Below are 19,060 nucleotides of genomic sequence, written 5' to 3' on the forward strand. Positions count from 1 at the left end.
GCCCAGCACAGTTTCCGCGCTACCCTTGTGCGATAAGACGGGCGCCCGTTCCGCCTGACGGAAGCGGGCACGCGGCCAGTCGCTGCAAACAATCGTCCTGTCGCTCAAGCCGTTGCAAACGCCTCAATCGGAAGTTGCATAATGGCCTCTGCCCCCCCTTCGATCTTGCGGCGAAGCGCGCCCACGTCAGGCATGAAACGTTCGCCGAAATAGCGGGCTGTCACCAGCTTAGCTTCATAGAACGCGCCGTCGCTGGTTCCGGCAGCCAAAGTTTTCACCGCCACTTCGCCCATGCGCAGCCACATCAGGCCGAGTGCCACGATGCCCATCATATGCATGTAATGATGCGCGCCAGCACCGACATTGTTGGGATTTGCAATGCCGTTCTGCATAAACCACATTGTAGCTGCTTTCAGCTCTCCATTAGCCTTTTCGACCTTTTCAGCCAGGCTAGCCAACTCAGGCTTGGCCTTGGCCAAAGCGGCCTCGGAATCAACCAGTGCGAAAAGCGCCTGCACCGCGCGACCGCCGTTTTGCGCAAGTTTGCGTCCGACCAGATCCATTGCCTGAACACCGTTGGCGCCCTCATAGATCTGGGTGATGCGGGCATCGCGGACAAACTGGCTCATCCCCCATTCCTCGATATAACCGTGCCCGCCAAAGACCTGCTGCATGGTCACGGCCACATCAAAGCCCTTGTCCGTTCCGTAACCCTTGATCACCGGGGTCAACAGGCTGATGAGGTCGTCTGCAATCTGGCGATCATCGTCGCTCGCGGCCTTGTGGGTCAGGTCAACCTGCAAAGCGCCCCACAGACACAGCGCGCGCATCCCTTCGGTGAACGCCTTGGCATCCATCAGCATGCGGCGCACATCGGGATGGACGAACAGTGTATCTGCCTTCTGCTCTGGTTCTGCCGCACCAGTCAGCGCGCGGCCTTGTCGGCGATCTTGTGCGTACTGTACGGCGTTCTGATAAGCGGCCTCAGCCTGTGACAAACCCTGTATGCCGACGCCCAGACGGGCAGCATTCATCATAATGAACATCGCGGCCAATCCCTTGTTTTCCTCGCCGACCATCCAGCCGGTGGCGCCGTCGTAATTCATCACGCAAGTGGCGTTGCCGTGAATCCCCATCTTGTGTTCAAGGCTGCCGCACGAAACGGCGTTTCGATCACCGAGGGATCCGTCTTCGTTGACCAGCACCTTGGGCACGATGAACAAGGAGATGCCCTTGGTGCTGTCAGGCGCATCAGGCGTCTTGGCTAGCACCAGATGGATGATATTATCGGTAAAGTCGTTCTCGCCTGCTGAAATGAAAATCTTGGTTCCCGTGATGCTGTAGGATCCATCAGCCATTGGAACGGCACGTGTCCGTATGAGCCCCAGATCGGTACCGCAATGCGGCTCGGTCAAGTTCATGGTGCCCAACCATTCGTTAGAAATCATTTTGGGCAAATACTTAGCCTGCTGCTCTGGTGAACCTTTGGCAATGATGGCCGAAACAGCCCCGTTGGTAAGGCCGGGATACATTCCCCAGGCCTGGTTGGCGCCGGAGACGAACTCCTCCATTGCAAAGCCAAGCACATGTGGCAGCCCCTGACCGCCGAACTGCTCAGGTGCCGAAAGCGTTCCCCAGCCTGCTTCGCGGAATTGAGCATGCGCCGCCTTGAAGCCGTCCGGTGTGGTCACACTGCCATCCGCATGGCGAGTGCAACCTTGCTGGTCGCCAGCCAGGTTAAGCGGGGCCAGCACTTCAGACGTAAACCTGCCGCCTTCCTCGATCACCGCGTCTATCATGTCCGTTGACGCGTTTTCAAAGCCCGGCAAGTTCGAGTATTTCTCGAGGTTAAGGACCTCGTTGATGATGAAGCGGGTGTCGCGAGTGGGGGCCTTGAATACGGGCATTTTTGCGGTTCCTGTAAAGGGTGGGAATCAGGATTTGGGATGCAGATCGAGGTTCTCGATCGTTGCGACAAATTGAGACAATTCTTCGATTGCGGCCTCGATATCGTCCCGCTGCTGGCGCATCCTATCGATTTGATCGCGGCAGCGTTCTATCGTAACGCGGCGCTGCTCGACCCGGCCATCTCCCAGGTCGTAAAGGTCGATCATTTCCTTGATCTCGGTCAGACTGAACCCGACGTTCTTGGCGCGCATGATCCAAGCAAGCCGGGCGCGGTCGCGCTTGGAGTATATCCGGGTAAGGCCTACGCGCGCCGGTGAGATCAGTCCTTCGTCTTCATAAAAACGAAGCGCTCGTGCCGTAGCGTCGAACTCCGCCGTTAAGTCAGATATCGTAAACTGTTCGCGCTGCAGCGCATCTGGCCGATCAAGATGAGCGCCGTCATATTGGTTCGATGGTTTGCCAAGGCTGTCCATAGCCTCATCATTTAGCTTACCTTTACGTAAGCGTCAACTCGTCACTGGATGCAAAGTCGCGCCCTTGAGTTCACGATAAAAACATGAACGCGCGCCGGTGTGGCAAGTGGGGCCAGCCGGATTGCAAAAAAGGACCAGCGTGTCCTGATCGCAATCAACCAATATCCGGTCCACTGCCAAGACGTGACCTGATGTTTCGCCCTTCTTCCATAGCCTTCCGCGCGACCGCGAATGAAAGTGTGCAAAGCCTGAGTTGCGCGTAGCCTCCAATGCTTCTTCATCCATGAACGCTACCATCAGCACCGTGCTGTCCGCGCTGTTGACGACCACTGCAGTAAGCAGCCCTTGCGCATCGAACCTGGGCGCGAATGTTTGGCCTTGCTCGCGACTATTTAGAGCGTCTGTCATCCCCGCTTCTTGTTGCATGAGTGCCACATCTGTCGACCAAAAACTGGTGAGAGGCCACATGGTGCTTCCATTTTGAGGTCGATTCGCAGATTGAGGCGCTGCGGTGATGATCCGCCCACCAAAGCAGCAGTGCCAAAAGGCGCAGCGGCCCAGGTTCAGGGAAAGGTCCGAAAAGGACCGCCGCATGAGGGATTGAGCGAAGCGATGCAAGGGGGCATCGCTGAACCGAAAGGCGCTCACGAGTTTCGTCACGAGAACGCCCGGAGCCTGGCTCCGGGCGTTTTCGTTTATGTCGCGCGTGGAAGGTCCAGCGCCTCATCCAGCACTCTGGCGAAACACGCGATGACAATCTGCTGCGCTCCTGCGCGCCGTAAAATCCGCACGCAAGCATCGGTTGTTGCGCCGCTGGTCAGCACATCATCGACCAGAACGACATTGGCGCCTTGCAACACCCCTGCGCGCCGCGGATTGACGGCAATCGCCCCCGACAGCACCCGCGCCCGTGCCTTTTTGCCAAGGCCGCCCAAAGGCGGTGTAATCTTGGTGCGAACAAGCCCGTCTACCAGTAATTGGCAGCCCCGCAGACTAGCCAGTTCGCGCGCCAGCAATGCTGATTGGTTGAAGCCCCGGCTCCATAAACGCCAGCGGTGCAGCGGGACCGGAACCGCCAACCAATTCTCTCCCACCGCCACAGGCAGCTTTGCGCTGACGAGCCGGGCCAGCATTGGCGCCAAGGCAATGCGGTGGCCGTGTTTAAACGCCAAAACCAGTTTCCGCGACGCTTCGTTGTAAAGCGTGCCGGCGGCAATCCCGTCATGGCGCGGGGGATCAGCCATGCAAACCGCGCAGGTCGCGCCATCGGCCACGTTATCAGCAAAGGGTCTTTGACAACTGCAGCAACATGGTTCGCCAGGGATGACAAGCGCGCTCCAGCATCCCGCGCAAAGGCCTGATTGCGCTGCCAAGCCTTCTCCGCAAAGCGGGCAGCGCGGCGGAAAGACCAAATCAATGATGGACGCGATGAACGGGTGAGCCTGCATTGCCAGCGCGTATCGCTTGCGCCGTGGTCGTAGGCAAGGCATCGCGGCGGCAATGGCCCGTTCCGTTCCCTCCCGCATCTTTGATCCTGCCCGAAGGGTGGCCGCCCGCCGGCGTGCCCAGCGGCTTGGCGAGCGTCCGGATGCCGCCCGGTATGTCCTCGATGATATGGTCGAAGATGTCATCGAGAGGCTATCCTTTTTGCGCCATGCGCCGCGTAATGCCCTGCTGATCGGTGATCGGACGGGCGCCCTTGGCGGGTTTCTTCGTGGTTCGGGCTGCACCGTATTGGCTGTAGATGCCGCGTCGGGCTTTGCCGAAGAACACCCTTTCCCGGCCTCGGAGTACGACTTCGTGGCCAGTCTTTGCGCGCTCGATTGCGTGAACGACCCTGTCGGCGCGCTTATCCACATGCGCGGCGCCTTGGCACCAGGAGGCCTGGCCCTGGCCAGTCTGGTCGGCGCGGGCAGCTTGGACGGCCTGCGCCGGGCAATGCTGACCGCCGATGGCGATCGCCCTGCCCCCCGCCTGCACCCGATGATCGATGTTCGCGCCGGGGCGCAGCTGTTACAGCGTGCCGGTTGGGCCAATCCTGTAGTCGATACCCGAAGCCTGAACGTGCGCTTTTCCGATCTGTCCAGCCTGGTTGCAGATCTGCGCGCCCAGGCTCTGGGCAATTGTCTGGCCCGGCCTGGCCCTGCGCTATCGCGCGATCAGCTTGCTATCGCTGCTGCCGCTTTCGGCCACGGTACCACTGAGACCTTTGAAGTGCTGACCCTGACCGGCTGGAAATCTTAGGCGAGCGCCGCCTGCGCCGCTGCCAACCGCGCGATCGGCACGCGGAATGGCGAGGCGCTGACATAATCGAGCCCGACCTTTTCGCAGAACGCAATGCTGGCAGGATCGCCGCCGTGTTCGCCGCAGATACCCAGCTTGATGTCAGGGCGGGTCCTGCGTCCGCGTTCTGCTGCCAGCTCTACCAGCTGGCCGACCCCCTCGATATCAAGGCTGACGAAGGGATCGCGGGGGAAGATGCCCTGTTCTACATAGGGCTGCAGAAAGCGCGCCGCGTCGTCCCTCGAAACGCCCAGAGTTGTTTGCGTCAGATCATTGGTACCAAACGAAAAGAACTCTCCGACTTCGGCAATTTCTCCGGCCATTAGGGCGGCCCTGGGCAATTCGATCATGGTGCCCACGTGATAGGCCACGCGGCAGCCCTTTTGGGCAAAGACAGCCTCAGCTTCCTTGTCGACCAGCGCTTTCAGAATTGCCAACTCCTTGCGGGTTGCGACCAGCGGGATCATGACTTCGGGCAGCGGCGCGGCGCCGCCCTGGGCCAGCACATCGCAGGCAGCCTCAAAAATCGCGCGGGCCTGCATCGCATATATCTCGGGAAAGGTAATCCCCAGGCGGCAGCCGCGATGGCCCAGCATAGGATTGAACTCGTGCAATTCAGCGGCGCGGCGCTTCAGCGTGTCGACGCCGATGCCGATCACGTCGGAAAGCTCGGCAAACTCATCTTCGCCGTGTGGCAGAAACTCGTGCAGCGGGGGATCAAGCAGGCGGATCGTAACCGGCAGCCCGGCCATGACATCAAAAATCGCATGAAAATCAGCGCGCTGTTCAGGCAGCAGCTTGGCCAGCGCAGCACGGCGTCCGCCTTCGTCCTCGGCCAGAATCATCTGGCGCACTGCGGCGATGCGCTTGTCATCGAAGAACATGTGTTCGGTGCGGCACAAGCCGATTCCTTCGGCACCGAATTGGCGTGCGGTCCGGCAATCGGCCGGCGTTTCTGCATTGGTGCGCACCTTCATCCGGCGGTGCGCGTCAGCCCAGACCATCAGCGTGCCGAAGTCACCGACCAGCTCGGGCTCGATCGTGGCGACATGACCGGCCATAACTTCGCCCGTCGATCCATCGAGTGTCAGGACATCCCCTTCCTTAAGCTCGCGCCCGCCGATCCGCAGGGTCCGGCTGGCCATGTCAATCGACACGGCGCTGGCGCCGGACACGCACGGCCGCCCCATTCCGCGCGCGACCACGGCCGCGTGTGACGTCATGCCGCCACGCGCGGTCAGGATGCCCTTGGCCGCGTGCATGCCGTGGATATCCTCAGGGCTGGTTTCTACCCGCACGAGAATTACCGCGTCGCCGCGTTCGGCCAGCGTCTGCGCGGTATCGGCGTCAAGCACGATCGCGCCTGAGGCAGCGCCCGGGCTGGCCGGCAGCCCGTTGGTCAGCACATCACGCTGCGCCTTGGGATCCAGCGTCGGATGCAGCAACTGGTCCAGCGCCATGGGATCGATGCGCAGGATCGCGGTCTTTTCGTCAATCAGGCCTTCGCCGACCATATCAACCGCCATTTTGAGCGCGGCCTTGGCGGTGCGTTTGCCGCTGCGGGTCTGCAGCATCCACAGGTGCCCGCGTTCCACGGTAAACTCGATGTCCTGCATGTCGCGGTAATGCCGCTCAAGCAATTCGAAAACTGCGGCCAGCTCGCCGTAGGCGGCGGGCATCGCCTCTTCCATGCTCAGCGGCTTGGCCCCGGCGCGTTCGCGCGACGCCTTGGTCAGGTACTGGGGCGTGCGGATTCCGGCGACCACATCCTCGCCCTGGGCGTTCACCAGCCATTCGCCGTAATAGGCCTTTTCGCCCGTTGCCGGATCGCGGGTAAAGGCAACTCCGGTGGCGCTGGTATCGCCCATGTTGCCAAACACCATCGCCTGAACGTTGACCGCGGTGCCCCAGCCTGCCGGAATGTCGTTCAGCCGGCGATAGACCTTGGCCCGGTCCGAATCCCAGCTATCGAACACCGCGCGGATCGCGCCCCACAATTGCTCGGTCACATCCTGCGGGAAATCGTGATCCAGTTCGCCCCGCACGATCTGCTTGTATTCGCTGACCAGCGTTTGCCAATGTTCAGCCTGCATATCTACATCGGCATAAAAGCCATTGTCTTCCTTGATGATTTCCAGCGCATCTTCAAACAGGTGATGATCGACACCCAGGACCACGTCCGAATACATCTGGATGAAGCGGCGATAGCTGTCCCAGGCAAAGCGTGGATCGCCCGAGCTGGCCGCCAGCCCTTCGACCGTCGCGTCGTTGAGGCCAAGGTTCAGGACGGTGTCCATCATCCCGGGCATCGAGACCCGCGCGCCCGATCGGACAGAAACCAGCAGCGGATCGGCCGCATCGCCCAATTTTTTGCCGACCGTGCGTTCGATATGCCCCAGCGCTTCCGCCACTTCCGCCTTGAGGCTGTCAGAAAACGCCCCGCCTTCAGCGAGATAGCGCACACACTCTTCGGTGGTGATGGTAAAGCCGGGAGGCACAGGCAGGCCGATCCCCGCCATTTCGGCAAGGTTTGCACCTTTGCCGCCGACTATGGTCTTGTCGCGGCTGCGCGGGTCGACCTGGCTTCGCTCACCCTGAGCCTGCGGAATGCTGCCACCAAATGTGAATACGTATGAAGTCATGGTTTTCAGCCGTTTTTCGAGAACCGACGAATCGGCGATCGGTGTGATTTTGGACTAGCGAGCCTTTGCCAGGGTGTCAGCCCAATTGTGCGCTGCAGCAGGATCCCGAACCTTGAAGATGCCGCAAAGCCCTGTTCATCAAATCCACGTTTTTTCTGCAAAAGGCGCGGAAGTTGACACCAAGTTCACAGGGTTCATCACGGCAAAAACCGGCCGCTCACCCCTCGATACGGGAAAAGTCTGCGACGCCGTGCACGGCATCGCGCAGCTGCGCGAGGAGCGAAAGGCGGTACAGGCGTTTGGCGGGATCGGCATCGTTCACGGTAACCTCATCGAAAAAGCGGTCGATCGGTGCCCGCAAGGTGGCAAGAGCAGCCATAGCCCCGGCAAAATCCTCTGCCGCCACGGCCTCAGCCGCCCGCGGCCCCGCCGCACCCAGCGCTTCGATCAAAGCCTTTTCGGCCGGTTCGGGAGTGTAGGAAAGCGGAATTGCTTCCGTGCTTTCGACGCCTTCCTTCTTGAGGATATTAGCCGCGCGCTTGTAGCCCGCGAGCAAATTGGTGCCGTCCTCGGTCCCGACAAATGCCTGCAGCGCATGAACCCGCGCGAGCAGGCGGACCAGATCGTCCTCCCCGCCCAGCGCGAACACCGCATCGATCAGGTCGTGCCGGACGCCGGCTTCGCGCTGCTGGACCTTGAGGCGGTCAATCAGAAAATCCTCAAGCGTAGCGAAATCTGACGCAGCTCCCGTTTCGAGTAACAGCTTCCTGAACGAGACCCGCAGGAGATTACTGACGATAAGAGAAAGAAAGCCCAGCCCGGCCCGCCTCAAGGCAAATGGATCCTTCGAGCCTGTGGGCGGCATCCCGGCAGCAAAAAACCTAGCCAGCGTATCCAGCTTGTCCGCCAAACTAACGGCAACCGTAACCGGCGCAGTCGGCACGTCATCGCCCTGACCGACCGGCTTGTAGTGATCGCGGATCGCGTCGGCGACAGCGTCGGGCAGCCCTTCGGCGCGGGCATAATAGCCGCCCATCAGGCCTTGCAGTTCAGGAAACTCGCCGACCATTTCGGTGACCAGATCAGCCTTGCACAGTTGCGCCGCCTGGCGTGCCAGCGCCGGATCGCAACCGGGCACTATGCCTTCGCTGGCCAGCCATTCAACCAGCGTTGCCACGCGTTCAACCTTGTCGGCCACTGTCCCCAGCTTTTCGTGGAAGGTAATCCGTTCCAGCTTGTCCGCCTGCTGCGCCAGCGGCACCTTGCGGTCCTGCTCCCAGAAAAAGCGCGCATCGGACAGGCGTGCGGCAAGAACCTTGCGGTTGCCCGCCACGATTTCTGCGCCGCCATCACTTGCGGCAATGTTGGCAGTGCAAATGAATGCGTTGGCCAGCTTGCCCGCCGCATCATTGCAGACGAAATATTTCTGGTTGGTTCGCGCAGTTAGCTTGATAACCTCAGGCGGGACATCAAGATAGGTCTGGTCAAACCGGCCGAGCAGCGGGATCGGCCATTCGGTCAGCCCGGCGTTTTCAATCACCAGCCCTTCATCCTCGACCATAACCAGCCCGGCAGCGGCGGCGGCCCTGGCGGATCCGGCGCGGATCAGGTCCTGGCGTTCGGCATGGTCGACAATGACGTGGCCGGCGCGCAGCTTTTCGGCATAGTCGCCCGCCCCGCCGATGGTGATTTCCCCCGGGCAATGAAAGCGGTGGCCGCGGGTGACAAAGCCCGAGCGGACCCCGCCGACTTCGCATTCAATCAGCTGATCCCCAAGAATGGCGACAATGGCCGAAAGCGGGCGAACCCAGCGCAGGCTATCGCTGGCGATGGAAGCGGCGCCCCAACGCTGGCTCTTGGGCCACGTAAACGCGCGGATGATCGCCGGGATGGCTTCGGCCAGCACATCGGCGACCGGGCGCCCAGGTTTTTCGATGACGGCATAAAGCACACCGTCACGCGCGCTAAGGTCGCTTTCAGCCAGGCCGGTTTTGCGCAAAAATCCCTCGAGCGCCTGCGGCGGCGCGCCTTCGCGCGGGCCCTTGATCTCTTCGTTGACGGCGGCGGTTGCCTTGGGCAGGCCGCGAACGATCAGGGCCAAGCGGCGCGGCGTCGACCAGACGGTAACCTCATCCAAGGCAATCCCGGCGTTATCCATTTCCTTGCGGAACAGCTTTTCAAGCGTTTCGCGCGCCGCGGCCTGCATCCGCGCCGGGATTTCTTCGCTACGCAGTTCTAGGAGGAAGTCGCTCACAAGCTCCACTCCGGAAAATCCTGCGCCCATTGGTCGGCATTCTTGTTGATCCAGGCCTGGCACGATCCTTTGGCCAGATCGCGCACCCGGCCCATGTAGCTGGCGCGTTCCTGGACCGAAATCACCCCGCGTGCCTGCAGCAGGTTGAACAGGTGGCTGGCTTCGATCGCCTGGTCATAGGCGGCCAGCGGCACGTCAGCGGCGATGCAGGCCTGGCATTCCGCCTCGGCATTCTTGAAGCCTTCGAACAGCTGGTCGGTGTTGGCGATTTCGAAGTTGTATTTCGAAAACTCCTGCTCGTTCTTCAGGAACACCTCGCCATAGGTGACGCCTGCGGCGTTGAACGCAAGGTCATAGACGTTGTCGACGCCCTGGATGTACATCGCCAGCCGTTCCAGCCCGTAGGTCAGCTCGCCCGCGACCGGCTTGCAATCAAACCCGCCCATCTGCTGGAAATAGGTAAACTGGGTGACTTCCATCCCGTCGCACCAGACTTCCCAGCCCAGCCCCCAGGCGCCCAGTGTGGGGCTTTCCCAGTCATCCTCGACAAAGCGGATGTCATGGGCCAGCGGATCGACGCCGATTTCGCTCAGCGATTGCAGGTACAGGTCCTGCAGATTGTCCGGGCTGGGCTTCATGATCACCTGGTACTGGTAATAGTGCTGCAACCGGTTGGGGTTTTCGCCATAGCGTCCGTCGGTCGGACGGCGGCTGGGCTGGACATAGGCGGCATTCCACGGGGTCGGGCCCAAGCTGCGCAGGGTCGTTGCCGGGTGGAACGTGCCCGCGCCCACGCGCATGTCATAAGGCTGCAGGATCAGGCAGCCCTGCGCGCTCCAGAAGGCGTGGAGCCGCAGGATCATGTCCTGGAAAGACAGGGGTTGGATCATCGCGCTCATCGCCTCGGCCCTTGGCCGACAACGGCGCCCAGATCAACCGTAAGGCGCCTACTTTCGCACTAATGTCAGGTAAACTTGACATTGTCAGGGGATCACGACTATATGTCAGGTTAAAGCGACAAAATGTGAGGATGACATGACTCCAGAAAAGCGCACAGCGATCTATTTGAACATGGCGCACATGGGTTTTTTCGCGTCGCTGGGCTTTGCCGCCGCGAATGCGCTGCACTGGCCCGACTTCGTGAAAGGGCTGACGGTCGGCCTGCTGTTGTTGCCGCTGGTAATCGCGCCGCTGCGGCGGATGCGTGATGAGTATATCGACAGTCTGTGGCGCGCAGGCACGGCCTGGGCGTTTGTGGCGGTGATCGCCAGTTTCCTGTTCGCGCCGTTCCTGGAAGGCTTCTACGATGGACTGGCCGCCGCACCGTCGCATCAAAACATTCCGGTCGAAGCCGCTGGTTATGCTGCGATACTGGCGTTCTTCATCGGCTTTCATGTCGAATGGCTGCGAGCACGCTTATGAACAACAAACTGAAAGTGCTGCGCGCCATGCGCGACTGGAGCCAGGCCGATCTGGCGGCCCAGCTTGACGTATCGCGGCAGGCGGTCAACGCGATCGAGACCGGCAAGCATGATCCTTCGCTGCCACTGGCGTTTCGTATTTCCCGGCTTTTCAACCTGCCGATCGAAGAGATTTTCAACGACCACGCCTGATGATCAGGCAATGCCGCCTCTAACTGTCAGACTACGGCGTTGCCGCGCTCGCTATGGTTCACGCATGTGTCGCAGCCGCTGGGCTATGGCGCCGTCATCGCACATTCAATTTTTCCAGCATTCGCCGGGTCGTTGTGGCAAAGGATTGCCCATGTTCAGATTCCGCACTCCTCTTGCCGCCTTGCTTGCTGCCATTTGCGCTCTTTTCGCACCAATTTCGCTGGCCGCTCAAACCGCGCCGCCTCCTGCCGCGGCTTCGGCCAACGCCAATCCCGCGCTGTGGAAGATAGCCGACGCCGACACCACGATATATCTGTTCGGCACGATCCACCTGCTGCCTCAGGGGATCGAATGGTATGGCGGACCCGTTTCGCAGGCATTCGACAGCAGCGGCGAATTGATCACCGAAATCCCTGCTTATGGCGATACCGAAACTGCCGCCGCAGTAATGAAATACGCCATCATGCCTGAAAAGCAGTCGCTTCGCGGGATGATGACCAGGACGGAAAAGGTTCGCTTTGAAGCCGCGCTCCGCAGTGTCGGCCTGCCGCCCGCCGCGTTCGACCGGTTCCGGCCGTGGTACGCCGCCGTGCTGCTGGCCACCCTGCCCCTGCAACGCAGCGGGTATAACATGGAACACGGGGTCGAGGCGCATTTGTCCGAACTGGCAGCAAAGACCGGAAAACCCCGCACCGGCCTTGAAACACTGGATATGCAGCTTGGTCTGTTTGGCGGGTTCAATGCCAAGGTCCAGAAGCGCTATCTTTTCGACACCATCGGATCAATGCCGACGATCGAGGAGGAAATCGAAAAAATGGTCGCCAGCTGGGCCAAGGGCGATGCGCTTGTGCTGGCCGAACTGCTCAAATCCGACCAGAACGATCCGGCCATGATGAAGGCCCTGCTCTATGACCGGAACCGGGCCTGGGCGCAGTGGATCAAGACACGGCTGGACCGGCCGGGGACAGTGTTCATTGCGGTGGGTGCAGGACATCTTGGCGGCAAGGGATCGGTCCAGGACGTGCTTGCAAAAACGGGCATAACCGCGTCCCGTGTCCAATAGTTCGCGGTGGATCGCCGCTGCACTGGCGCTGCTGGCACTGGCGGGTTGCCGTCAGGCGCAACCGGTCACGCCAGCCTTGTGGCAAGTTGATGGGCCCCACGGAGAGAAAGCCTGGCTGTTTGGCACCATTCACGCCCTGCCCCGCCCGGTGGCCTGGCGCTCTGCCGCAGTAAACACGGCCCTGGCCCAGGCTGACCGGATCGTGCTGGAAGTTGCCGAAATCGATGATCAGGCCGCATTGGAAACCAGTTTCGCCCAGCTTGCCGCAGCGCCTCAACCAATTGCGCTGCGCACCCGTCTGCCTGCCAATACTGCTGCCAGCTTTGACCGGTTTGTGACGCAATACAAAGTCGATCCTGCGCCGCTGGCCAAGCTGGATACCTGGGCTGCGGCTATAATCCTGGCCCAGGCGGCTCAGGCCGATGCGGGGAGCGACAGCGCCAACGGGATCGACCGGGCGGTAAAGAAGGCTGCCGGGTCCCGCCCGGTCGAAGAGTTCGAAGGGGCTGACCGCCAATTCCGTATCTTTGATGGCCTGCCCGAGGCCGACCAGCGCGATTTGCTGGGCGCCGTTATTGCCGATGCAGGATCGGCGCGCGCCGATACCCGCGCACTTGAACAGGAATGGCAGCGCGGCGACCTGGCAGCGATGGAGCGGGAAACGACCACCGGGATGATGGCCGACCCTGAACTGCGAGCGGCGCTGCTGGTCCAGCGCAACCAGGCCTGGCGCGATCAGCTGGTCATCATGTTGGCACGCGGGCAAAGGCCGTTCGTTGCCGTCGGCACGGCCCACCTGGCCGGGCCGGAGGGACTTCCGGCCTTGCTGGCATCGCGCGGCTACCGTGTCCGGCGCATTCAGTAAAACGCGCAAGCCTTGCATTTCCGGGGCAATGCCGTTAGGGGCGCCCGCTTCTACGTCATGGTCATCCCTGGAGGCGTGACGGAGAAAATGGTTCAATGAAGTTTTTCGAAAGGCAATGTCATGAGCGATACGCTTAACCTGCCGGCCGAGACGCGCGATCGGGCAGGCAAGGGAGCCTCCCGTGCACTGCGTCGTGAAGGCCGTGTCCCCGCCGTCGTCTATGGTGGTAAAGAAGAACCCCTGTCGGTTCACGTCGAGGAAAAGCTGCTGCTCAAGCAGCTTGGCACCGGCCATTTTATGAACTCGATCGTCGAGGTCGAGGTAGACGGCAAGAAGCTGCGTACGCTCCCCAAGGACGTTGCCTTCCATCCGGTCACTGACCGTCCGCTTCACGTTGATTTCCTGCGCCTTTCGAAGGATGCCAAGGTTCACGTCAACGTGCCGGTGGCCTTTGCCAACGAAGAAGCCTCACCGGGCCTCAAGCGTGGCGGCGTGCTCAACATTGTGCGGCACGAGCTGGAACTGGTCTGCGAATCGGACAAGATCCCTGATGATATCCAGATCGATGTCACCGGTCTGGATATCGGCGATTCAATCCATATCAGCTACGTCAAACTGCCCAAGGGTTCGGAATCGGCCATCACTGACCGTGACTTTACCATTGCCACGATCGTTGCCCCTTCGGGCCTGCGCAGCGAAGAAGGCGATAACAGCAAGACCGAAACCGAAGCTGAAGAGTAAAGCTGCGGTCGATCGACAACTGGTTGACCGGGGCGGCCGCGCTGCCCCATCAGAACGCCGGGCCGCAGCAATGCGGCCCGGCTTTTGCTTGGAGATCCCCGTGGCCGTATCAACCAGTCCGCCTGTGCCGCGCGTTGTGATGCTTTGTGCCGTCCTGCTGACCACTTTGACCGCCAGCACGCTGCCTGCCCAAACCGCGCGCAAATCGCCAAAAACAGCAAAGCCCGATCCGGGATCAGCGTTTGAGCCCGATCCGCTGGGCTGCATGATCCGGTTGCGGTTTCTACAAGGCGCAGCGGGGCGTCAGGCCCAGCAGACAAAGGAAGCGGGACAGCGCGCCCAGGCCGCCGTGATGAGCGAGCGGGCCTACCGCGGGGTCTATTTCTTTGGCGCTGCCTTGCTCAATCGGCCGGCTGATGAACGAACGGCGCCAAAAGCAGAAGCCATCGTCACGACCTTTGCCGCCTATCCCCGCGAAAAGCAGGCAGCCGAAGCTATGAAGTGCCTGCGCACAGCGGAAACCGCACTTGTCACATTGGGCGATTCGCTGCGCGAAGCTGCGCCTCCTGATGCAGGACGGTGATCGGGCCATGCAAGTCTGGGTCGGCCTGGGCAATCCTGGCCAGCAATACGCTCTGCACCGTCACAATGTCGGCTTCATGGCGCTGGATGCGCTGGGCGAAGTGCATAGTTTTGGCCCGGTCCAGAAAAAGTTTCAGGGCTGGATTCAGGAAGGCCGCATCGGCGGTTCCAGGATTCTGCTGCTGAAGCCTGCGACCTACATGAACGAAAGCGGCCGCGCGGTAAGCGAGGCGCTGCGCTTCTACAAGCTGGGCGTAGATGCCCTGACAGTGTTCCACGACGAGCTTGATCTGGCCCCCTTCAAGGTCAAGGTGCGCACCGGCGGCGGTCTGGCCGGGCATAATGGGCTGCGCTCTGTCGATCAGCACCTGGGCCCCGATTTCCGCCGCGTTCGTATCGGCATCGGACATCCCGGCCACAAGGACCGCGTGACCGGTCACGTCCTGGGCAACTATTCCAAGAACGAGATGGACCCGCTGGCCGACATGCTGGGCGCGATCTCGGCCGAAGCGGAATGGCTCGCCAAGGGTGACGACGCCCGGTTTATGAGCGACGTCGCCTTGCGCATGGCCGAGTGACGCCAATGCAGCGCGTGCTGATCATCGGATCACCTGGATCGGGCAAATCGACGCTTTCGAAAGCACTTTCGGCGCGCACTGGTTTGCCGCTTTTTCACCTCGATCAGTTGTTCTGGACGACCGGCTGGGTTGAGCGCGACAAGACCGCGCTGCAGCAACAGTTGGCCGCCATTCTGGCCCAGGATCGCTGGATACTGGACGGAAATTATGGCTCAAGCCTGCCGCTGCGTATCGCGCGCGCCGATACAGTCATCCGGCTCGATTATCCGACCTGGCTGTGCCTTTGCCGGGTGTTGCGCCGTTGGTGGCACTGGCGCGGACAGACGCGGCCGGACATGACGGCTGGGTGCCCTGAACGGATCGATCTGCCGTTTCTTCGCTATGTGCTGAACTTTCGGCGCGGCTGGGCAAAGCGAAATTCAGCCGCATTGAATGGCTTTGGCGGCCAGATTGTAACGCTATCGGACCCGGACCAGGCTGCGGCATGGCTGTCAACGTTGTAGACCACTCGCCAAAGCGGCAAACTGGCCCTATGGGCGCCCCTTTCCCCACCTGGAGTCACTGATGGGTTTCAAATGCGGTATCGTCGGCCTGCCCAATGTGGGCAAAAGCACCCTGTTCAATGCGCTGACCGAAACGCAGGCGGCGCAGGCGGCAAACTATCCGTTCTGCACGATCGAACCCAATGTGGGCCAGGTAGGTGTCCCTGATCCGCGGCTGGACAAGCTGGCGGCGATTGCCGGATCGGCAAAGATCATCCCGACCCAGCTAAGCTTTGTTGACATTGCGGGCCTTGTGCGCGGGGCCAGCAAGGGCGAAGGTCTGGGTAACCAGTTCCTTGGCAACATTCGCGAAGTGGACGCCATCATCCACGTGCTGCGCTGCTTTGTGAATGACGATATCCAGCACGTCGATAACAAGATCGATCCGGTTTCTGATGCTGAAACGGTCGAAACCGAACTAATGCTTTCCGATCTGGAAAGCCTGGAAAAGCGGGTGCCCGCGGCCCAGAAAAAGGCCGCGCAGGGCGACAAGGAAGCCAGGTTGACGGCTGCCGTACTGGGCCCGGCGCTTGACTTGCTGCGCGATGGCAAGCCGGCACGTTTGGCCCGGCCGTCAGACGATGAAGAACTGCGGGTGTTCAATCAGGCCCAGCTCCTCACCGCCAAGCCGGTGCTTTATGTCTGCAATGTCGAGGAAGACAGCGCTTCATCGGGCAACGCCTTTACCGAAGCCGTTTTCGCCAAGGCCAGGACCGAAGGGGCCAACGCCGTTATCGTATCTGCCGCAATCGAAAGCGAACTGGTCGGCATGGAACCTGACGAGCGGCTGGTTTTTCTGGAGGAAATGGGCCTGCACGAAACCGGCCTCGCCCGGGTGATCCGCTCAGGCTACGATCTGCTCCACCTCATCACCTTCTTCACCGTCGGCCCAAAGGAAGCGCGGGCCTGGACTGTACATCAGGGCGCCAAAGCCCCCGATGCGGCAGGAGAAATCCACAGCGACATGCAGCGCGGCTTCATTCGTGCCGAAACCATCGCCTATGACGATTTTGTTTCTCTGGGCGGGGAAACAGCGGCCAAGGATGCCGGAAAACTTCGCCAGGAAGGTAAGGAATACGGTGTGCAGGACGGAGACGTCATGCACTTCAAGTTCAACGTCTGATTGCAGCCGCGGGAACCAACACTGCTCTGGCGCGCTTGTCCGCCATGACTGATCAAGATGCGCACCCGAAACACGCCGTACTTTACCGGATGGCTTTGCCAGATCACACGTGTCCCTACGGCGTAGCTGCCCGCGACATGCTGATAGAGGCGGGCTATTCGGTCGAGGATATCGTTCTTAAGACCCGCGAAGCGGTTGATGCCTACAAGGCCGAACAGGGAGTCGAAACGACCCCGCAGGCGTTCATCGACGGGCAGCGCATCGGCGGCGCAGAAGCCTTGAACCAATGGCTGATCGACGAGCACCCCTGAAGCCCCGCCATGTCGGCTGACGATGCGCTTGATCGGCTGACCCGGCTTGATGTGCTGGCCCGTGTCGGAATGGCAGCACGGGGGTTAGTCTATGTGATCCTTGGGCTGCTTGTCCTGAACGCCGGGCGCCATTCAAGCGAGGGGCAGACAGGCGCGTTTGCGGCTTTGACCAGCGTAACAGGGGGATGGATCCTGCTTTGTATGGTTGCGGCGGGGTTGTTTGCATACGGCCTGTACCGCTTCCTGACAGCGGCGCTTGATGCTGACCGCAATGGCAGCTCGTGGAAAGGCATTGCCGACCGGACCGGACATCTGGGTGTCGCAATCACCTATTTTGTGTTCGCTTACCTTGCTGCGGAAATAGCCTTGGGGCTGCGGCGGATAGATCACACTTATGCCAATCGCAGCAGCAGGCTGCTGGCACAGCAGCTTCTTGAGCTTCCCCTTGGTGCGATCCTTTTGGGAAGTGTCGGAATAGGCTTTGCGGTATCGATGGTGCTGAATATAAAAAACGCGGTCCAGGGCAACCATATGCGGTTCGCCTCGCCGCGGGCGCCGCGTTATGTGGCGCATGCCGGGCGGCTGGGCATGATCACCCAGGCTGCCATTGCCGGCATGATCGGCTGGTCGATGATAAGGGCGGCGTGGTTTGAAAACAGCCGCCAGGCCAAGGCCATGGGCGGCGCTCTTCAGGGCATCCGCGATCAGGTCTTATTGTATGATGGCATTGCCATTGGCCTGATCCTGTTCGGCCTGTTCAGCCTGATGCTGGCGCGCTGGCGGATAGTGCCCAAGATCGACGTGCTGGATGAGGCCCGGGACAAGGTCCAAGCCGTTGCAGACGTGCTGACCGGGCCTGGTGCAGGATCGTTCACCGTGCGGTAAAAGCCTCTATTATGGGGCACGGGCCAACCTCGTTGGCGCTGCATTCAGCCACCAATTCGCCAAGCCAGGTGCGCGCCGATTCAAGCTCTGCAATCCGGGCGGCAAGCTTTTCAATCCGCATTCGGGCCATGCTGCGCACCTCTTGCCGGGTCCGGTGCGGCGCAACCAGATCACCTATTTCATCAAGAGTGAAGCCTGCGCGCTGGGCCGAGCGGATAAACCGAAGGCGTTTGACTTCGTCATCCCCGTAGTGGCGGCGCCCGGCGCTGCGTGCGGCACCGGGGCGCGGATCAAACAGCAAGCCGCGGCGTTGATAATAGCGGACGGTTTCAACCCCCACCTCTCCCGCCCTGGCCAGTTCGGAAATAGTCTTGGCCATAGTATTGACTCCGTATCATGGTACGGACTGTATATAGCTACCCGTGACAGACACCAAACCCGATACGACGCTGCACGCCGCAGTGTACAGGATGGTCTTGCCGGACCACATCTGTCCTTATGGCATCAGGGCGGTGCATCTGCTTAAGCGCAAAGGCTACGCGGTTGACGACCGCTGGCTGACGACCCGCGCCGCAACCGATGCGTTCAAGCTGGAACAGGGCGTCAAGACCACGCCGCAGATTTTCATCGGCGAAGAACGGATCGGCGGGTACGACGATTTGCGCCGCCATCTTGGCTTGCGTGTCAGCGATCCGGATGCGGTCAGCTATGTCCCGGTCCTTGCCGTATTTGCCGCCGCAGCAGCGTTGGCCATAGCCGTCAGTCAGGCGGTTTATGCGGCGCCCTTCACAGCGCGTGCGGCCGAATGGTTCGTTGCTTTTGCAATGGTAATTCTTGCCATGCTCAAACTGCAGGACTTGTCCCGGTTCACAACGATGTTCATCGGATACGATCTGCTGGGGCGGCGCTGGCTGCCTTATGCCGCGGCCTATCCGTTCCTTGAGTTTGGGGCCGGCACGCTGATGAGCGCACACGCCCTTGCCTGGCTGTCGATACCCACCGCGCTGTTTATCGGCAGCGTTGGTGCAGTTTCGGTGGTCTATGCCGTCTACATTCAAAAGCGTGATATCAAGTGTGCCTGCGTGGGCGGCAGCAGCCGGGTACCACTGGGGTTCGTTTCATTGACCGAGAACCTGGCCATGATGGCCATGGCGCTGTGGATGTTGATGAAGCAGTAATTGTGAAATCCCACCTCGG

The 19,060-nt window shown here is 60.8% G+C and carries 21 protein-coding genes and 1 pseudogene; 13 read left to right on the forward strand and 9 right to left on the reverse strand.

Annotation, left to right across the window (positions count from 1 at the left end; genetic code table 11):
• Nucleotides 1-104 precede the first annotated feature (104 nt).
• The 5 genes and pseudogenes from Q0L62_RS03065 to Q0L62_RS14425 form a co-directional block, all read right to left on the reverse strand.
• Nucleotides 105-1,907: an acyl-CoA dehydrogenase C-terminal domain-containing protein gene (locus tag Q0L62_RS03065; protein ID WP_296676240.1), complete on the reverse strand. Its 1,803-nt coding sequence runs from the start codon at nucleotides 1,905-1,907 to the stop codon at nucleotides 105-107.
• Nucleotides 1,908-1,934: 27 nt separating this feature from the next.
• Complete coding sequence (locus Q0L62_RS03070; protein WP_296676242.1) at nucleotides 1,935-2,381, reverse strand: MerR family DNA-binding transcriptional regulator; 447 nt, start codon at nucleotides 2,379-2,381, stop codon at nucleotides 1,935-1,937.
• Between the two features lie 33 nt (nucleotides 2,382-2,414).
• Nucleotides 2,415-2,789 (reverse strand): phosphoribosyl-AMP cyclohydrolase, encoded by a 375-nt coding sequence (gene hisI, locus Q0L62_RS03075; RefSeq protein ID WP_296676330.1) that lies wholly within the window; start codon nucleotides 2,787-2,789, stop codon nucleotides 2,415-2,417.
• 287 nt (nucleotides 2,790-3,076) lie between these two features.
• Nucleotides 3,077-3,625, reverse strand: a complete 549-nt coding sequence (locus Q0L62_RS03080; protein ID WP_367183247.1) for a ComF family protein — start codon at nucleotides 3,623-3,625, stop codon at nucleotides 3,077-3,079.
• Between the two features lie 9 nt (nucleotides 3,626-3,634).
• Nucleotides 3,635-3,907 (reverse strand): annotated as a pseudogene (locus tag Q0L62_RS14425) (double zinc ribbon domain-containing protein); the annotation flags it as partial.
• Here Q0L62_RS14425 and Q0L62_RS03085 point away from each other — a divergent pair.
• Nucleotides 3,882-4,625: a methyltransferase domain-containing protein gene (locus tag Q0L62_RS03085; protein WP_296676247.1), complete on the forward strand. Its 744-nt coding sequence runs from the start codon at nucleotides 3,882-3,884 to the stop codon at nucleotides 4,623-4,625. The pseudogene Q0L62_RS14425 and the gene Q0L62_RS03085 sit on opposite strands and share 26 nt — an antisense overlap.
• Here the strand turns inward: Q0L62_RS03085 and ppdK are convergent.
• The 3 genes from ppdK to Q0L62_RS03100 form a co-directional block, all read right to left on the reverse strand.
• Complete coding sequence (ppdK, locus tag Q0L62_RS03090) at nucleotides 4,622-7,306, reverse strand: pyruvate, phosphate dikinase (protein WP_296676249.1); 2,685 nt, start codon at nucleotides 7,304-7,306, stop codon at nucleotides 4,622-4,624. The two genes, Q0L62_RS03085 and ppdK, sit on opposite strands and share 4 nt — an antisense overlap.
• Before the next feature lie 217 nt (nucleotides 7,307-7,523).
• Nucleotides 7,524-9,560 carry a glycine--tRNA ligase subunit beta gene (gene glyS, locus Q0L62_RS03095; protein WP_296676251.1) on the reverse strand — a complete coding sequence of 679 codons (2,037 nt, stop codon included), beginning with the start codon at nucleotides 9,558-9,560 and terminating at the stop codon, nucleotides 7,524-7,526.
• Nucleotides 9,557-10,459, reverse strand: coding sequence for a glycine--tRNA ligase subunit alpha (locus tag Q0L62_RS03100; protein ID WP_296676252.1), 903 nt, complete (start codon nucleotides 10,457-10,459; stop codon nucleotides 9,557-9,559). The genes glyS and Q0L62_RS03100 overlap by 4 nt, the downstream gene beginning before the upstream one ends.
• A 136-nt stretch (nucleotides 10,460-10,595) precedes the next feature.
• Here Q0L62_RS03100 and Q0L62_RS03105 point away from each other — a divergent pair, with 136 nt between their 5' ends.
• The 11 genes from Q0L62_RS03105 (at nucleotide 10,596) to Q0L62_RS03155 (ending at nucleotide 17,863) form a co-directional block, all read left to right on the forward strand.
• Nucleotides 10,596-10,982 carry a hypothetical protein gene (locus tag Q0L62_RS03105; protein ID WP_296676255.1) on the forward strand — a complete coding sequence of 129 codons (387 nt, stop codon included), beginning with the start codon at nucleotides 10,596-10,598 and terminating at the stop codon, nucleotides 10,980-10,982.
• On the forward strand, nucleotides 10,979-11,173 hold the full coding sequence (locus Q0L62_RS03110) for a helix-turn-helix transcriptional regulator (protein WP_296676258.1): 195 nt from the start codon (nucleotides 10,979-10,981) through the stop codon (nucleotides 11,171-11,173). The genes Q0L62_RS03105 and Q0L62_RS03110 overlap by 4 nt, the downstream gene beginning before the upstream one ends.
• A 151-nt stretch (nucleotides 11,174-11,324) precedes the next feature.
• Nucleotides 11,325-12,236 (forward strand): TraB/GumN family protein, encoded by a 912-nt coding sequence (locus Q0L62_RS03115; protein ID WP_296676260.1) that lies wholly within the window; start codon nucleotides 11,325-11,327, stop codon nucleotides 12,234-12,236.
• Nucleotides 12,226-13,101, forward strand: coding sequence for a TraB/GumN family protein (locus tag Q0L62_RS03120; protein ID WP_296676262.1), 876 nt, complete (start codon nucleotides 12,226-12,228; stop codon nucleotides 13,099-13,101). The genes Q0L62_RS03115 and Q0L62_RS03120 overlap by 11 nt, the downstream gene beginning before the upstream one ends.
• 120 nt (nucleotides 13,102-13,221) lie before the next feature.
• Nucleotides 13,222-13,842: a 50S ribosomal protein L25/general stress protein Ctc gene (locus Q0L62_RS03125; RefSeq protein ID WP_296676264.1), complete on the forward strand. Its 621-nt coding sequence runs from the start codon at nucleotides 13,222-13,224 to the stop codon at nucleotides 13,840-13,842.
• Nucleotides 13,843-13,942: 100 nt separating this feature from the next.
• On the forward strand, nucleotides 13,943-14,425 hold the full coding sequence (locus Q0L62_RS03130; protein ID WP_296676267.1) for a hypothetical protein: 483 nt from the start codon (nucleotides 13,943-13,945) through the stop codon (nucleotides 14,423-14,425).
• A gap of 7 nt (nucleotides 14,426-14,432) precedes the next feature.
• Nucleotides 14,433-15,002, forward strand: coding sequence for an aminoacyl-tRNA hydrolase (pth, locus tag Q0L62_RS03135; RefSeq protein ID WP_296676270.1), 570 nt, complete (start codon nucleotides 14,433-14,435; stop codon nucleotides 15,000-15,002).
• Nucleotides 15,003-15,007: 5 nt separating this feature from the next.
• The gene (locus Q0L62_RS03140) at nucleotides 15,008-15,505 is read left to right on the forward strand and encodes a topology modulation protein (protein WP_296676333.1); all 498 of its coding nucleotides are present in this window, start codon (nucleotides 15,008-15,010) and stop codon (nucleotides 15,503-15,505) included.
• 61 nt (nucleotides 15,506-15,566) lie between these two features.
• Nucleotides 15,567-16,667, forward strand: coding sequence for a redox-regulated ATPase YchF (gene ychF, locus Q0L62_RS03145; RefSeq protein ID WP_296676272.1), 1,101 nt, complete (start codon nucleotides 15,567-15,569; stop codon nucleotides 16,665-16,667).
• A gap of 44 nt (nucleotides 16,668-16,711) precedes the next feature.
• Nucleotides 16,712-16,978, forward strand: coding sequence for a glutaredoxin domain-containing protein (locus tag Q0L62_RS03150; protein ID WP_296676275.1), 267 nt, complete (start codon nucleotides 16,712-16,714; stop codon nucleotides 16,976-16,978).
• Between the two features lie 9 nt (nucleotides 16,979-16,987).
• Nucleotides 16,988-17,863 (forward strand): DUF1206 domain-containing protein, encoded by an 876-nt coding sequence (locus tag Q0L62_RS03155; RefSeq protein WP_296676278.1) that lies wholly within the window; start codon nucleotides 16,988-16,990, stop codon nucleotides 17,861-17,863.
• Here the strand turns inward: Q0L62_RS03155 and Q0L62_RS03160 are convergent.
• Entirely contained in the window at nucleotides 17,850-18,242 is a 393-nt protein-coding gene (locus Q0L62_RS03160) for a MerR family transcriptional regulator (RefSeq protein ID WP_296676280.1), read from the reverse strand. The two genes, Q0L62_RS03155 and Q0L62_RS03160, sit on opposite strands and share 14 nt — an antisense overlap.
• Nucleotides 18,243-18,333: 91 nt before the next feature.
• Between Q0L62_RS03160 and Q0L62_RS03165 the strand changes: the two genes are divergently transcribed.
• A complete protein-coding gene (locus tag Q0L62_RS03165; RefSeq protein WP_296676335.1) occupies nucleotides 18,334-19,041 on the forward strand; it encodes a glutaredoxin in 708 nt (235 codons plus the stop codon).
• Nucleotides 19,042-19,060: the final 19 nt, after the last annotated feature.

Origin of the sequence: Novosphingobium sp. (genome assembly GCF_024642085.1) — a bacterium.
GTDB lineage: Bacteria > Pseudomonadota > Alphaproteobacteria > Sphingomonadales > Sphingomonadaceae > Novosphingobium.

Excerpts from the sequence above, each read along its gene's own strand:
- Q0L62_RS03065 (WP_296676240.1), bottom strand. The coding sequence starts at position 1,907 with ATGCCCGTATTCAAGGCCCCCACTCGCGACACCCGCTTCATCATCAAC.
- Q0L62_RS03070 (WP_296676242.1), bottom strand. The coding sequence starts at position 2,381 with ATGGACAGCCTTGGCAAACCATCGAACCAATATGACGGCGCTCATCTT.
- hisI (WP_296676330.1), bottom strand. The coding sequence starts at position 2,789 with ATGACAGACGCTCTAAATAGTCGCGAGCAAGGCCAAACATTCGCGCCC.
- Q0L62_RS03080 (WP_367183247.1), bottom strand. The coding sequence starts at position 3,625 with ATGGCTGATCCCCCGCGCCATGACGGGATTGCCGCCGGCACGCTTTAC.
- Q0L62_RS03085 (WP_296676247.1), top strand. The coding sequence starts at position 3,882 with ATGGCCCGTTCCGTTCCCTCCCGCATCTTTGATCCTGCCCGAAGGGTG.
- ppdK (WP_296676249.1), bottom strand. The coding sequence starts at position 7,306 with ATGACTTCATACGTATTCACATTTGGTGGCAGCATTCCGCAGGCTCAG.
- Q0L62_RS03100 (WP_296676252.1), bottom strand. The coding sequence starts at position 10,459 with ATGAGCGCGATGATCCAACCCCTGTCTTTCCAGGACATGATCCTGCGG.
- Q0L62_RS03105 (WP_296676255.1), top strand. The coding sequence starts at position 10,596 with ATGACTCCAGAAAAGCGCACAGCGATCTATTTGAACATGGCGCACATG.
- Q0L62_RS03110 (WP_296676258.1), top strand. The coding sequence starts at position 10,979 with ATGAACAACAAACTGAAAGTGCTGCGCGCCATGCGCGACTGGAGCCAG.
- Q0L62_RS03115 (WP_296676260.1), top strand. The coding sequence starts at position 11,325 with ATGTTCAGATTCCGCACTCCTCTTGCCGCCTTGCTTGCTGCCATTTGC.
- Q0L62_RS03125 (WP_296676264.1), top strand. The coding sequence starts at position 13,222 with ATGAGCGATACGCTTAACCTGCCGGCCGAGACGCGCGATCGGGCAGGC.
- pth (WP_296676270.1), top strand. The coding sequence starts at position 14,433 with ATGCAAGTCTGGGTCGGCCTGGGCAATCCTGGCCAGCAATACGCTCTG.
- Q0L62_RS03140 (WP_296676333.1), top strand. The coding sequence starts at position 15,008 with ATGCAGCGCGTGCTGATCATCGGATCACCTGGATCGGGCAAATCGACG.
- ychF (WP_296676272.1), top strand. The coding sequence starts at position 15,567 with ATGGGTTTCAAATGCGGTATCGTCGGCCTGCCCAATGTGGGCAAAAGC.
- Q0L62_RS03150 (WP_296676275.1), top strand. The coding sequence starts at position 16,712 with ATGACTGATCAAGATGCGCACCCGAAACACGCCGTACTTTACCGGATG.
- Q0L62_RS03155 (WP_296676278.1), top strand. The coding sequence starts at position 16,988 with ATGTCGGCTGACGATGCGCTTGATCGGCTGACCCGGCTTGATGTGCTG.
- Q0L62_RS03160 (WP_296676280.1), bottom strand. The coding sequence starts at position 18,242 with ATGGCCAAGACTATTTCCGAACTGGCCAGGGCGGGAGAGGTGGGGGTT.
- Q0L62_RS03165 (WP_296676335.1), top strand. The coding sequence starts at position 18,334 with ATGGTCTTGCCGGACCACATCTGTCCTTATGGCATCAGGGCGGTGCAT.